The sequence below is a fragment of the Methylocystis sp. L43 genome (assembly GCF_015709525.1).
In the GTDB taxonomy this organism is placed as follows: Bacteria; Pseudomonadota; Alphaproteobacteria; order Rhizobiales; family Beijerinckiaceae; genus Methylocystis.
The window spans coordinates 1-13,606 of the sequence record NZ_JADNRA010000024.1; the positions used below are offsets into that span (position 1 = coordinate 1).

Annotated in this window: 13 protein-coding genes; 6 read left to right on the forward strand and 7 right to left on the reverse strand. The window is 65.6% G+C overall.

What is annotated here, in order from left to right:
• Together IYX23_RS06455 and IYX23_RS06460 are read right to left on the reverse strand one after the other, a co-directional pair.
• A partial coding sequence (locus IYX23_RS06455) for a transposase (protein WP_196398837.1) occupies positions 1 to 376 on the reverse strand: 376 nt, incomplete at its 3' end.
• A gap of 225 nt (positions 377 to 601) precedes the next feature.
• The gene (locus IYX23_RS06460) at positions 602 to 790 is read right to left on the reverse strand and encodes a DUF1192 domain-containing protein (protein WP_124739102.1); all 189 of its coding nucleotides are present in this window, start codon (positions 788 to 790) and stop codon (positions 602 to 604) included.
• Positions 791 to 1,009: 219 nt separating this feature from the next.
• On the opposite strand from IYX23_RS06460, the gene ppdK reads away from it, so the two are divergent.
• The gene (ppdK, locus tag IYX23_RS06465; RefSeq protein ID WP_196394756.1) at positions 1,010 to 3,688 is read left to right on the forward strand and encodes a pyruvate, phosphate dikinase; all 2,679 of its coding nucleotides are present in this window, start codon (positions 1,010 to 1,012) and stop codon (positions 3,686 to 3,688) included.
• A 93-nt stretch (positions 3,689 to 3,781) separates the two neighbouring features.
• On the opposite strand, the gene IYX23_RS06470 is transcribed toward ppdK, so the two are convergent.
• A complete protein-coding gene (locus IYX23_RS06470; protein ID WP_196394755.1) occupies positions 3,782 to 4,453 on the reverse strand; it encodes a cyclic nucleotide-binding domain-containing protein in 672 nt (223 codons plus the stop codon).
• Between the two features lie 108 nt (positions 4,454 to 4,561).
• Between IYX23_RS06470 and IYX23_RS06475 the strand changes: the two genes are divergently transcribed.
• Positions 4,562 to 4,978: a secondary thiamine-phosphate synthase enzyme YjbQ gene (locus IYX23_RS06475; RefSeq protein WP_196394754.1), complete on the forward strand. Its 417-nt coding sequence runs from the start codon at positions 4,562 to 4,564 to the stop codon at positions 4,976 to 4,978.
• 157 nt (positions 4,979 to 5,135) lie between these two features.
• A complete protein-coding gene (locus tag IYX23_RS06480; RefSeq protein ID WP_246716536.1) occupies positions 5,136 to 6,416 on the forward strand; it encodes a cell wall hydrolase in 1,281 nt (426 codons plus the stop codon).
• Positions 6,417 to 6,424: 8 nt separating this feature from the next.
• Here the strand turns inward: IYX23_RS06480 and IYX23_RS06485 are convergent, their stop codons facing one another.
• Positions 6,425 to 7,090: an aminotransferase class IV gene (locus IYX23_RS06485; protein WP_196394752.1), complete on the reverse strand. Its 666-nt coding sequence runs from the start codon at positions 7,088 to 7,090 to the stop codon at positions 6,425 to 6,427.
• On the reverse strand, positions 7,039 to 8,223 hold the full coding sequence (locus IYX23_RS06490) for an aminodeoxychorismate synthase component I (protein WP_196394751.1): 1,185 nt from the start codon (positions 8,221 to 8,223) through the stop codon (positions 7,039 to 7,041). Before IYX23_RS06490 ends, IYX23_RS06485 begins: the two co-directional genes overlap by 52 nt.
• Before the next feature lie 122 nt (positions 8,224 to 8,345).
• Here IYX23_RS06490 and IYX23_RS06495 point away from each other — a divergent pair, with 122 nt between their 5' ends.
• On the forward strand, positions 8,346 to 9,188 hold the full coding sequence (locus IYX23_RS06495) for a TIGR00282 family metallophosphoesterase (RefSeq protein WP_196394750.1): 843 nt from the start codon (positions 8,346 to 8,348) through the stop codon (positions 9,186 to 9,188).
• 22 nt (positions 9,189 to 9,210) lie between these two features.
• Here the strand turns inward: IYX23_RS06495 and IYX23_RS06500 are convergent, their stop codons facing one another.
• A complete protein-coding gene (locus IYX23_RS06500) occupies positions 9,211 to 10,263 on the reverse strand; it encodes a bile acid:sodium symporter (protein WP_246716537.1) in 1,053 nt (350 codons plus the stop codon).
• A 181-nt stretch (positions 10,264 to 10,444) separates the two neighbouring features.
• On the opposite strand from IYX23_RS06500, the gene IYX23_RS06505 reads away from it, so the two are divergent.
• Positions 10,445 to 11,338, forward strand: coding sequence for a neutral zinc metallopeptidase (locus tag IYX23_RS06505; RefSeq protein WP_196394749.1), 894 nt, complete (start codon positions 10,445 to 10,447; stop codon positions 11,336 to 11,338).
• Positions 11,339 to 11,354: 16 nt separating this feature from the next.
• Here the strand turns inward: IYX23_RS06505 and IYX23_RS06510 are convergent, their stop codons facing one another.
• A complete protein-coding gene (locus tag IYX23_RS06510) occupies positions 11,355 to 11,918 on the reverse strand; it encodes a transposase (protein WP_246716538.1) in 564 nt (187 codons plus the stop codon).
• 72 nt (positions 11,919 to 11,990) lie between these two features.
• On the opposite strand from IYX23_RS06510, the gene IYX23_RS06515 reads away from it, so the two are divergent.
• Entirely contained in the window at positions 11,991 to 13,529 is a 1,539-nt protein-coding gene (locus IYX23_RS06515) for an NAD(P)H-hydrate dehydratase (protein WP_196394748.1), read from the forward strand.
• The last annotated feature ends 77 nt before the right edge of the window (positions 13,530 to 13,606 follow it).

The window sequence follows — 13,606 nt, forward strand, 5'->3', positions numbered from 1 at the left end:
CGGCGAGAAGCTGCGTCATTTCGTCGGGCAGCGGACGCGCGGCGGGTCGCGTCGCTTGCGCGAAGCGCGCGATGACCGCGGCGTCGATCGGATCGGTCTTGGCGCGCCGACCAAGCGCCTGCGCAAAGTGACGCACCTGCGCCGGATTGACGACGACGATGGGCAGAGAGGCGGCGGCAAGCGCCGCAGCGACCACGGTCTCGAAGCCGCCGGTGGCTTCGAGCGCGATCAGCGCGGGCGACAGCCCTTTTAGCCGTTCGACGAGCTGCGCAACGCCTTCGCCATTACGCGCCACCATAAAGGCCGCGCCTTGCGGAAGCGCATGCACATCAAGCCGGTCTTTGGAAACATCGATCCCGACATACACAGCGTCCATCATGTCCCGTCCTTGCCTAAGCGGGCTTCGCTTCGCGCGGCCCAAGCGACTGTTCGGGTTCGATGGAACGGCAGACGGGCGGCCAAGCTGAGGAACGGGCTCGATCGCCCGAGGATGAGCCGGCGTCCCGTCCGCCACCGCAGCGGCAATGTTAGCCGATCCGCCACGGTTTAAGTTACAAGGATGAGGAAGCCCTTCACCCGATAGCCCTGCGCCGGTAAGAGGCTATTTCCGGAAGAACGCTTCCGCCGCCGCGCTTGCCGCTTGTTTGGCCGCGCGCTTGGCCTCAAGCCGGGCGATCTCCTGCCGTAGTCGTTCGATGCGCTCGTCGAGTTCGGCGACGGACAGAAGATCGAGCGGTTGGCCGATCTCGAAAGCCGCGGGACGCGGCGCGTCATCCTGTTCGCTTTTCATCACCGCGCGACCTCGGCTGGATTTCTTCGCTCGCTGGCCAAAATAGCGCTCAAGGAGTCATGCGCCAACTTGTGGACGCGCGTCATTTGAGCGTAACTTCCGGCGCGCTTGATGATCCGCGCAGGCGGGGCGTCGGCGGCCGCGGCGCGGCCGGAAGCGCCCAAGACCGCCAAGGCGCGGCGCGTCCCGCGCCCGCCTCTCTTTCCGGACGAAATAGGTATGACCAAGTGGGTGTATAGTTTCAGCGCCGGTCGGTCCGAAGGATCGGCGTCGATGAAAGAGCTTTTGGGCGGCAAGGGAGCCAATCTCGCTGAAATGGCGGCCCTCGGACTGCCAGTGCCGCCCGGCTTCACCATCACCACCGAGGTCTGCGCCTATTTTTACGCCAACGGCAAGACCTTTCCCGCCGATCTAGCCGGGCAGGTCGACGCAGCGCTTGCCGATATCGGCCGCGTCGCCGGGCACGCCTTCGAAGACCCGCAGCAGCCGCTGCTCGTCTCGGTGCGTTCGGGCGCCCGCGCCTCAATGCCCGGGATGATGGACACGGTGCTCAATCTCGGTCTCAACGACGAGACCGTGGAAGCGATCGCGCACAACTCCGGCGACGAACGCTTCGCCTGGGACTGCTACAGACGCTTCATCGAAATGTATTCTAGCGTCGTGCTCGGCGTCGAACATCACGAGTTCGAGGACGCGCTGGAGAGAATCAAGGAGAGCAAGGGCTTCGCGCTCGATACGCAGCTGACGGCCGACGATTGGCGCACGGTCGCCGCGCAATATAAGGCGATCGTCGAACAGGCCGCCGGCAAGAGCTTCCCACAGGATCCGCGCGAGCAGTTGTGGGGCGCGATCAAGGCGGTGTTTTCATCCTGGATGAACAATCGCGCCATCGTCTATCGCGGCCTGCACAACATCCCCGAAAGCTGGGGCACCGCCGTCAGTATTCAGGCGATGGTGTTCGGCAATATGGGCGCGCAGTCGGCGACCGGCGTCGCCTTCACGCGCAACCCTTCGACCGGCGTGCGCGAGCTCTATGGCGAATATCTCATCAATGCGCAGGGCGAAGACGTCGTCGCCGGCATTCGCACGCCGCAGCCGATCGCCCAAGCCGCGAGCCACGCCTCCGGTTTCGAGAAGATTTCGCTCGAAGCGGCGATGCCGGCGATCTTCGCCGAATTCAAAGGCTACGCCGACAAGCTCGAACGCCATTTCCGCGACATGCAGGACATGGAGTTTACGGTCGAGCGGGGGAAATTATGGATGCTGCAGACACGCGCCGGCAAACGCACCGCCCGCGCGGCGCTCAAGCTCGCCGTCGACATGGCCCGCGAAGGCCTCATCGGCAAGGATGAGGCGCTCACGCGCGTCGAGCCGCAGTCGCTGGAACAATTGCTGCATCCGACGATCGATCCCGCGGCGAAGCGCAATATTCTCGCGACGGGTCTCCCCGCTTCGCCGGGCGCGGCTGTCGGCGAAATCGTCTTCGATCCGGAAGAAGCCGCAAAGCTCGCCTCGAACGGCCGCAAGATCATCCTCGTGCGCATCGAGACGAGTCCCGAAGACATCACCGGCATGCATGGGGCGGAAGGCATTCTCACTGCGCGCGGCGGCATGACCTCGCACGCCGCCGTCGTGGCGCGCGGCATGGGCAAGCCTTGCGTCACCGGCGCCGGCGCGCTGCGCATCGATTATGAGGACCAGAGCTTCACCGTCGCCGGCAAGCGTTTCGGCAAGGGCGACCGCATCACCATCGACGGCTCCGCCGGCCAGGTGATCGCCGGCGAAGTGAAGATGCAGCGGCCGGAGCTCACCGGCGAATTCGCCGTGCTGATGTCCTGGGCGGACCAGAAACGGCGGCTGAAAATCCGCGCCAACGCCGAAACGCCGTCAGACGCGCGCGCCGCCCGTCGTTTCGGCGCCGAGGGAATTGGTCTGGCGCGCACCGAGCACATGTTTTTCGAAGGCGAGCGCATCGTCGCGGTGCGCGAGATGATCCTCGCCGATGACGCTGAAGGGCGCCGCCTCGCGCTGGCGAAACTGCTGCCCATGCAGCGCGAGGACTTCAAGCAGCTGTTCGAGATCATGTCGGGCCTGCCGGTCACGATCCGTCTGCTCGATCCGCCGCTGCATGAATTCCTGCCGCATTCGGATGCCGAGATCGCCGCCGTGGCGCGGGCGATGGGCGCCGATCCAGTGAAACTGCGCCGCCGCGCTGCGCAGCTTTCGGAATTCAATCCGATGCTCGGCTTTCGCGGCGTGCGGCTCGCCGTCATCTTCCCCGAGATCGTCGACATGCAGGCGCGCGCGATTTTCGAGGCGGCGATCGAAGCCAGCCTTTCGACGGGCGAACCCGTCGACATCGAGATCATGGCGCCGCTCGTCTTCACACGCGCGGAGCTCGATCTCGTCAAGGCGCGCGTCGCCGAAATGGCGAAGCTCGTCGAGGGCGAAACCGGGATCAGGCCGAATTACCACGTCGGCACCATGATCGAATTGCCGCGGGCGGCGCTGCGCGCCGGCGACATCGCCCCGTCAGCGGATTTCTTCTCCTTCGGCACCAACGACCTGACGCAAACGACGCTCGGCATTTCGCGCGACGATTCGGGCTCCTTCCTCAACGCCTATGTCGAAAAGGGGCTGCTGCCGGCCGACCCCTTTGTGACGATCGATCAGGAAGGCGTCGGCGAACTCGTCGAGCTCGGCTGCAAACGCGCCCGCGCCGCAAATCCGACGATTACGCTCGGCGTCTGCGGCGAGCATGGCGGCGATCCGGTTTCCGTCGCCTTCTTCGACAAGATCGGCTTCGACTATGTGTCCTGTTCGCCGTTCCGCGTGCCGATCGCGCGGCTCGCCGCGGCGCAGGCGGCGCTCGGCGAGAAGGCGTCGAGCACGGCGTGATCCTGCTCGAAGAGCAGCGCTAAAGAAACGCGTCTCGCCGGCTCGTCATGGCCGGGCTTGTCCCGGCCATCCACGCAGGAGAGACGCCGCGCCTCACGCGCTCTCCAGCTCCTGCTCGCGGTGATTCATCTCGAAGCGGCGCACGATCAGCCGCACGAGATAAAGGCCGAATTCGGGGTTTTGAAAATAGAGCTGTTCGAACTGCTCATAGGTGATGACGAGCAGACTGACGTCGCTCTTGCAGCGCGCCGTCGCGGTGCGTTTGCCGTTTGTCGTAAATAGCGCCATCTCGCCGAAAATGGCGCCAGGCGAGAGAAGCGCGTCGCGTTCGACGATTTCGACATTTCCTTCGACCACGACAAAGGCCTCGGCGGCTGCGTCGCCCTTCATGAAGACCGCTTCGCCGCGTCGCAGCGTGCGCGGATGCATGAAGGGCTTCAGCCATTCGATGTTCAGGTCGCTGCCGTTGGCTTCGCGCACGCTGGCGATGAGCTTGCGCATTTCGCGCATGCGGGTGAAGTTGAGCGGCAGGTTGATGGCGTGTTTGGCGATCGTCGGCGGGCTGGCGATGATCAGCCCCAAGGTCACGCCGAGCACATTGCCGAGCATCGCCGTGATGCGCAGCGGGATCATCCGCTTCATGTAAGCGGCGCCGACGACGGTCGACGCTTCCGCCCAGGCGAGCGCCGTCAGCGCCGCCCCGCCGACCGTCTTTCCCGTATCGGACGCGGCCCAGCTCATTAGCGTATCGATCAGTTCCGACATATCAGCTTCCATCCTTACGCCGCGCTTAACCTTTGCGCGCAATCAAGACAAGCGTTCAAAAAAGCGTGCGGGACTGGACTTTCCCATGCGCTTTCGCACATTCGCTCCATGCGACAAACGAGCCGAATCCTGCGGATCGAGACATCCGGGCGCGGATTTTACGAATTTACCGAGGCCGTCCGCGACTTTGCGCGCGCTGCGCGCATGACGCAGGGGCTGGCGACGGCGTTCTGTCGCCACACCTCCGCGTCGCTGCTCATTCAGGAAAACGCTGATCCCACCGTTTTGCGCGATCTCGAAGCCGTCTTCGCGCGGCTCGCGCCCGAAGGCGCGGATTACGCCCATCATACGGAGGGCGCCGACGACATGCCGGCGCATATCCGCGCCGCGCTCACGCAGACGCAGCTCTCGATTCCCCTCATTGGCGGCGCGCTGGCGCTTGGAACTTGGCAGGGCGTCTTTCTTTTCGAGCACCGCCGGCGGGCGCACCGGCGCGAGGTCGCGCTGCATCTGATCGGCGAATGATCGCGCCGTTGCGTCATTCTGGCACGATGACGGCGCCGCGCCGGCAACGGTTCCGCAAGGCTAATGAACGATAAGATTTTACGAAGGATCGCATCCGGGGCGGAGCGACGCAAATCGCGGCGCCTTGCCAGACGCGCCGTCGCACATGGATCAGTCTATGCGTCGTCAGTCGAGAACGCGTTTCGTGCGCAGAGGGGTTGCGCCCTGGGTCTTTAGCGTAACGGCGCCATGGGCGCTTGGCGTGGGCATGCTGGTCTCCTTCACCGCGGTCGCCGGGCAGGACCCCGTCGCCGACTGGCGCGTTTCTCCGCTCGCGGCCCGTGCGCCGGGGGCGCTGACGCTCGGCTTCAGCGAGGCGGCAAGCGGCGATTACGGGTTCTACGGCCCCACCCGCGCGCAAATTCAGCAGGCGCGCCTCAATGTTGGCGCCCCCGAGGAGAACGGCGCAGTCCCCGACGAGCGCGAACCGCATGTCGATCTCAAGCCGGATGTGAAGCATTTTCCCCAGGTCGATCGGCGGCATAAGGGCGATCCGGTGGTCGCCATGCGGCCCGGTTTCGAGACCCGCCGGCCGCAGCCGGCGAATCTGGGGCTGAGCGAGTCGCCGCCGCTTTCCTTTGGCCTTGAGGGCAAGTCGACGCGGCCGACCGCGACGCCGCTTGCGCCTCGCGGCAAAACCCCGGGCGACGAAGCGCTCGAAGAGGCGGACGCGGGCTCCGCGCCGGAGCCGGCGACGACGCAAAAATCGATGGCGGCCGCCTCGCCGGCGCAAAGTTCGTCGATCTCGACGCCGACCGGCGCCGACGCGCCCCGCGACCTCGGGCGGGAGGCGCAGACCGAACGCGCCCTTCATGGCGCATCCCCGCAGACGCCGCGCGCCGTCGCGCTGGGCTCCTCGACGCCGGCGCAGCCGGACGCCGTGCCCATCGAAGTGTCATCCTTCCCCGGCGCGACGCTGGCGCTGTCGACGCCAGGCCAGGCGTTGAGCGCATCACGTCCGGATTATGCCGCCTCGATCGATCCGGAAAAGCTTGGCCGGGAGGCTCGCTGTCTGGCGGAAGCGGTCTATTTCGAGGCCCGCAGCGAGCCCGAGGCGGGGCAGGCCGCCGTCGCGCAGGTCGTGCTCAATCGTGTCCAGAGCGGGCTTTATCCCGCAAGCGTCTGCGGCGTCGTCTATCAGAACAGGCATCGCTATCGCGGCTGCCAATTCTCCTTCGCCTGCGAGGGCAAGTCGCTCCGCATCACCGAAGGCGACGCCTGGGAACAGGCGGTGCGCGTCGCCAAGGAGGTCATGGTTGGTCGAACCTACATCTCCGACGTCGGCCGTTCGACGCATTACCACGCCAATTACGCCCATCCGCGCTGGGCGCGTGCGCTCCGAAAGATGGATGTCATCGGCAGGCATATTTTCTACCGGCTGAAACCGGGACAGACGTAAGACAAGCGTCACTCGATAAGTCGCGCGCGAACCAGCCCGCGCACCGAATTGCCGAGAAGAAACTCTGACTGCGAAATATCTTCAAGCCGCAGGATGGACTCGCGGGCGCGCCCTTGCGCGATGAGCGCGGCGCGCAGCGTTCCCGGCAGCAGGCCGCAGGAGAGCGGCGGGGTCAGCAAAATGTCGCCCCGAGGCGCGAAGAGGTTGCAGCGCGCCGCTTCGCAAAGCTCGTCGCGCTCGTTTTGAAAGAGAACTTCATCGGCCCCGTAGCGCTGCGCCGCATCAGTGAGCGCGTCTTCATAGAGCGCGCGCCGCGTCGTCTTGTGCCGCAACAGCGGATCGACGGAGGAAAAGCGCCGTTTCGCGACCGCGACGCGCCAGACGGTATCGGGCGGAATCGGCTCGATCGGCGTGACGCTGGTTTCGATCGTTCCGTCGCGGGCAAGAACCAGCCGCGCGCGAAGGCGCCCGCTCGACGTCCCCGCGACAGCGGCGTTCAGCGCGTCGCGGATGCGGGCGTCATCATGGGCGAAGCCGAGCGCAGCGCTCGAAGCCGCAAGCCGCGCGAGATGTTCCGGCAAGAGTCCAAAGCCCTCGTCGCGCGTCCACAGCAGCGTTTCGATCAGGCCGAAGTCGTTCTCGCGCCCGTCAGAAAGCGCGCCTTGATCAGACATTCCTCATACTCTTCGCGCGCGCGGGAGTCGGCGACGACGGCGGAGCCGACATTGCAGACGAGGTCGCCTTCCGGAAAAATGGTCAGCGTGCGGATCGCGACGTTGAAACGAATGTCGCCGTCTGGCGCGATGACGCCGAGCGCCCCGCAATAGACGCCGCGCGCCGCGCATTCGAGATCGCGGATGATCTCCATCGCGCGGATCTTGGGCGCGCCGGTCACCGAGCCGCACGGGAAAAGTCCGGTGAACAGATCCTTCAGCGTCACGTCGTCGCGCAGCCGCGCCTCGATGCCCGACGTCATCTGATGCAGCGTCGGATAGGTCTGGATGGTGAAAAGATCCGTCACTTTCACCGTGCCGACGACGGCGAGCCGCGACAGATCATTTCGAAGAAGATCAACGATCATCAGATTTTCAGCGCGCGATTTTTCGTCTTCGACGAGATGCTGCGCGCGCGCCATGTCTTCGGTCGGCATCACGCCGCGCTGCGCAGTGCCTTTCATCGGGCGGGCGCGAATGTCGCGGTCCTGCGCCTCGAAGAAGACTTCCGGCGAGAGCGACACGACGGTTTCGGCTTCCAGCGCGACGACGCCGCCATAAGCGACCGGCTGGCGCTTGCGAAGACCGCGATAAAGCGAAAGCGCGTCGCCGTCATAGCGTCCGTACAGCGGGAAGGTGAGATTGATCTGATAAACGTCGCCGGCGAAAATATAGTCTCGGCACGTGTTGAATCGCTGCGTGTACTCCTCCTGAGTCCAGGCAGGGGAAAGCGGAATGTTCGGCGCCGCGCTTTCGGCGGGCGGCAGCGACCAGGGCCGCGACGCCCGAAACGCGCCGAAGAGGAGCAGCGGCGTCTGCGCGTCGGGCGTCGCTTGAGCGGCGAATCTGGGCTCCAGCGCATAGCCGAGCTCGTAGCCGGCGTAGCCGGCGAGATAGAGGCCGCGCCTTGTCGCCGCCTCCATGCGTTCGAACGCCGCCGCGACGTCTGTCGCCGCACGCGCGACGATGATCTCCTCCGGCTCCTCGAACAGCAGCGCCTGTCCGTCGCTGCGGCCGTCTTCGAAAACGACGTAAGGCCGCGCCGGCGCGTCTTTTTGCGTCTGGACGGCGGGGCGTTCGGCGGCGTCTTGCATTTTTGGCGGGGCTCGCAAAGGAACGTGATGTTACATCAGCCGGCTCCAGTTATGAAAGGTTGCATCGTCGCGCAACCTCCGATGCGCTTTGCTCTCGCTGCGCGCGCGGTCTATGAGGCCTTATGTCAAAATCCCCGCCGCTCCGCTTTCTCTTCATCGGCGACGTTCTGGGCCGTTCGGGCCGCGCGGCTTTGTCGCGCTTTGTCCCCCGGCTGCGCGAAAAATGGGCGCTCGACTTCGTCGTCGCCAATGGCGAGAACGCCGCCGGAGGCTTTGGCATCACCGAAGCCATTTGCGAGGAAATGCTCGGCCTTGGCGTCGATTGCGTCACGCTGGGCAATCACGCCTTCGATCAGCGCGAGGCGCTGGTCTTCATCGATCGCCAGCCGCGGCTGCTGCGCCCGATCAATTATCCGCCGGGAGCGCCGGGACGCGGCGCCGGCCTCTATACGGCGGCGCGCGGGCAGCAAGTGCTCGTCGTCAATCCGATCGGCCGGGTCTTCATGGACGCGCTCGACGATCCTTTTGCCTCCATTGAGCGCGAGCTTGGCGCCTGCCCGCTCGGCGTCGGATGCGACGCCATCTTTATCGACATGCACGCCGAGGCGTCGAGCGAGAAAATGGCGATGGCGCATTTCGTCGACGGCCGCGCGTCCGTGGTGGTCGGCTCGCATACGCATACGCCGACCGCTGACGCGCAGATTCTGCCTGGAGGCACCGGCTATCAGACCGACGCGGGCATGACGGGCGATTACGACTCCGTCGTCGGCATGGACAAGGAGGAGCCGCTTCGCCGGTTCCTGCGCAAGACGCCCGGCGCGCGCTATGAGCCCGCGAATGGCGAGGCCACCTTCTGCGGCGTGGCGGCCGAAATCGGCGCCGACGGTCTGGCGACGATGATCTCGCCGGTGCGGCTCGGCGGCCGGCTGCGGGAAGAGTGGCCGAAGGAATGGGACGCGTCGTGAACACGCGCGACGGTTTCGCTCATCACGATCGAGATGCCGCGCGATCGACGAGCGACGCCGCAAAATGCTGGACAAGGTTATAGAGGATGACCGGCAGCATCACTTGCGGGTGCTCGGCAAGGGCCGTTGAGGCAAGCACCAGCGCCGTGCCGTTGTTATTCATCCCCAGTCCAAACATCATCGAAGCTGTGTCCGCCCGAGTGGCGTCCAAGGCCCGGGCGAGACCGTAGCCAGCAGCGAACATCACGAGGCATAAGCCGCCGACGATCGCCAGAATCGCCGCCAAAAAATCCAAGTCGGGGTGAGCGACGACGTTCGGCAGGGACAGCGCGGCGTTCGAATAATTGAGCAGCGCCAGGACGATCATATTCGCGATCTTCAGGTAAGGGCTCGCCGCTCCGACGCCCTTTTGTCCCACGATCCGATTGACCGCGAGTCCTGAAACCGTCGGCAGGATGACCCATGCGCCGAGAAAGGCGAATGCGCCGCCGGAGGCGAGTTCGTGCAGGTCTTCGGAATAGTCCCCGATGGTCACATAGCCGACCCCGTGCAGAACAAGCGGCGTCAGTATCGGACTGAGCAACGTCGTCAGCAGCACGAGCGAGAGGCTGAGTGCGAGATTGCCATTCGCATTTTGCGACCAAGCCGTCGAAGCGCCCGCGATCGGCATGGAGGCGATCAGCGCGAGCCCAACCAGGATCTGTTGAACCTCTTGGGGATTATGCCAAAACAAGAGCGTGCCGCTTATCGCGGCGATAAATGCCAGCGGCACGAGAATATTGGCCGCCAATCCGGACGCCAAGAGAGTCGGCGGGCTCAGCAGGTTTTTGATGTCGGCGGTCCGGGCGGAGAGCCCTGCGTTGAAAAGCAGGAGCGCCAACATGAGCGTCGGCGGCGAAACATGCAGCTTCACCGCGAAGAGATCGAGGGGAGCGAGTTCTACGCTGCGAATCTTCAGGCCGGCCGTTGGCCAAAGCGCGGCTGCAAAGTAAGAAGCTCCTACAATGTAGATAAAATAGTGATGAATAAAACTCGCTATTGTTTGAGCGTGACGTTTATTTTCAACAGGCTTCATCGTGAGGCTGCCGTCAGCTGGACGAGTTAAAGTGAAACTTCGCATCTGTTTGCGCGCCGAACCGTTGCGGTCGGCGTCTGCGCGCCGGCCGCCGCCTGCATAAACTCTACCAAGAGCCGATAAGCTCGCTTAAATAGCCATCGAGCAGCGCCCCCCGGGCGCCGGTCAGGAGCGCGCGAATATGAAATGGGAAGATCTCCAGTCGTCCGAGAATATCGAGGATCGCCGCGGCGGCGGGTCGATGATGGGGGGCGGGCCCCGCGTCGGCGCAGGCGGCATTGGCCTTGGCACGATGGTTATCCTCGGATTGATCGGCTGGGCGCTCGGCGTCAATCCTGCGATTCTCATCGGCGGCGCGCAGATGATCAACAATATGCGCCAGGAGCGCGAGGTGGCATTGCCTCGCCAGGAGGCCCCGCGGCAAAGCGCGCCGACCGATCAACTGGGGCGCTTCGTCGCAAAGGTGGTCGGCTCCAACGAGCAGGTCTGGTCGCGAGTGCTTCCTGAGCAAAAGGGCGTGCGCTTCCAGCCGCCACGGCTCGTTCTCTTCAACGGCTACACCCAGTCGCGCTGTGGCGCGGCGCAGTCGGCGATGGGGCCGTTCTATTGTCCGCTCGACCAGCGCATCTATCTCGACACGTCCTTCTTTCGCGACATGCAGCGGCGCTTCGGCGGGGGCGGCGATTTCGCCTATGCCTATGTGATCTCCCATGAGATGGGCCATCACGTCCAAAATTTGCTGGGCATTCTGCCGAAAATCCAGCGGGCTCAGCAATTGGCGGGCAGCCGCTCGGAAGCCAATGCGCTTTCGGTGCGCGCGGAGCTGATGGCCGATTGCCTCGCCGGAGTCTGGGCCAATAACGCCAACAAGCAGAAGCCGATTCTCGAGGAAGGCGACATCGAACAGGCGGTCGCTTCGGCGCAGGCGATCGGCGACGACCGGCAGCAAAAAGCCACTCGCGGCTATGTGGTGCCGGATAGTTTCACGCACGGCTCGGCGGCGCAGCGCGCGCAATGGCTGCTGAAAGGCTTGCGCACGGGCAGCATTGACGCCTGCGATACATTCGCGCGCTAAAGTGACCAACCCTTGGCTACGAGACTCGCCGGGCGCGGGTCGTCAGATCGGCGCCACGCATCTGTCGCACGAGTCGCGCCAGATCCGCGCCTTCGGCGGATGAGAGCGCGCTCTTTGGCGCAATGAGCCCGACCGGACGCGCCAGACCTGGCGCAAGACGGGTGACTAATGAATCCGGAGCCAGCCGAAGCGTTCGGGCGCGGCTGGGATCGCCATAGGCGAAAAAATCCTGCGCTTCCTCGGCAAAGCCGCGCTCCACGGCGAAACCTGCCAGCAGAAGGAGAAGGTGGTCGCGCCGCGCCGCTTTCAGCGCCTGCGCCATGCCGTCGGCGGCCTGCGGCGTTTCGATCAGCGCGCAGCCGGCTTCGTCGGCGATCCCGTCCAGGCCTCGCCCCGGCGCGGCGAGGATCAGAGCGTCGGCGATCAATCCCTGGACGCACGAGTCGACGAGCGAACCAAGGCTGCGCGCCACCGCCTCCCGGCGCAGCGGCGCGCCGGGAGAGTCGAAGGCGATCAGTGCGGCGGTCAGCATATCGATGACATAGCGGAAAGCGGGGCGCGGCGGAATGCGGCGCCGCATTCACGAGCGCAGCGTCCATCTTGTGAGCCGGCGCCCATTGCGCGGGCGGCGGCCTTCGGTCACCATCGCGCCATGCCCTCCGGTTTCCCGCTCGAAATCCTCACGACGGATCAAATGGCGCGCGCCGATCGCCTGACGATCGAAAGCGGCGTGCCGGCGATGTCGCTGATGGAGAGCGCCGCCGCGGCGATCGCGCGGGCGACCAGCCAAATTCTTCAACGCACCAGCGGACGGCGGGTCTTGGTGCTCTGCGGTCCTGGCAACAACGGCGGCGACGGTTTTGTCGCGGCGCGGCTGCTGCGCGCGCTGCGCTATAAAGTCCGCGTCGCCTCCCTGACCCCGCTCGACCAATTGCGCGGCGATGCGGCGCAAGCGGCCGCCGCTTGGCCTTGTCCCGTCACGTCCGCGCTCGACTGCAGCTTCGACGGCGTCGACCTCGTGATCGACGCTCTGTTTGGGACCGGCCTCGCGCGCGATCTCGATTCGAACGCCAGCGCGCTCGTCCGCCGCCTGAACCGCTGGCGTCGCGAAAGCGGCCAGAACGTCGTCGCCGTCGATATTCCAAGCGGCGTCGACGGCACGACCGGCGCGGTGCGCGGCGCGGCGGTCGAGGCCGACGCGACCGTCACCTTCTTTCGCGTGAAGACCGGCCATCTGCTGCTGCCCGGCCGTCTGCATTGCGGCGCGCTCACCTGCACGCATATCGGCATTCGACCCTCCGCGCTCGATTCGCTGGGCGTTGAAACCTTCGTCAATATGCCGCAGCTCTGGCGCGCCGCGCTGCCGCTGCCGCAAGTCGAGGGGCACAAATATTCGCGCGGCCACGCGCTGGTCGTTTCGGGCGGCGCCTCCTTTACAGGCGCCGCGCGGCTTTCGGCGGCTGCGTCCTTGCGCGCCGGCGCGGGCCTCGTGACGCTCGCCAGCCCAACCGAAGCGCTTGCGGTCAACGCCAGCGCGCTCACCTCCGTCATGGTTCGGCCGGCCGACGGGGCGAAGGGCCTCGCCAAGGTTCTCTCCGATGAACGAAAGAACGCCGTCGCCATCGGTCCGGGGCTGGGCGTCAGCGAGGAAAGCTGCGCACAGGTCGAAACAGCGCTTGCGCCGCAGGCCTATCGCCGCGCCGCGGTCCTCGACGCGGACGCGCTCTCGAGCTTCGCCGGCGATCCAGAGCGGCTGTGGCGCGCAACCCGCGCGGCGCCCGGTCCGGTGGTGATGACGCCGCACGCCGGCGAGTTCGCACGGCTCTTCGCCGCTTGCGAGAACGACTGCGGCTGCCGCTCGAAACTCGACAAGGCGCGCGAGGCGGCGCGCGCCAGCGGCGCGGTCGTGCTTTTCAAGGGGGCGGACACGGTCGTCGCCGCGCCCGACGGACGCGCCTCGATTCTTGCTTATGCCACGCCCTGGCTCGCCACCGCAGGCTCAGGCGACGTCTTGACCGGCGTCATCGCCGGCTTGCTGGCGCAGCGCATGGACGGCTTCCTCGCGGCGTCCTGCGCCGCCTGGATGCATGCGCGCGCCGCCGAGATTTTTGGACCTGGGCTGATCGCCGACGATATCATCGCCGCCTTGCCGCAGGTGTGGCGGGAGCTCTGCGCGGCCCAACAAAAATAGGCAGCCGAAGCTAGCGGCGTCCTTGGCTGTTTTACGAGCGTGGCCCCATGCGCCGATAAGCCGGCGGACACTTGTGG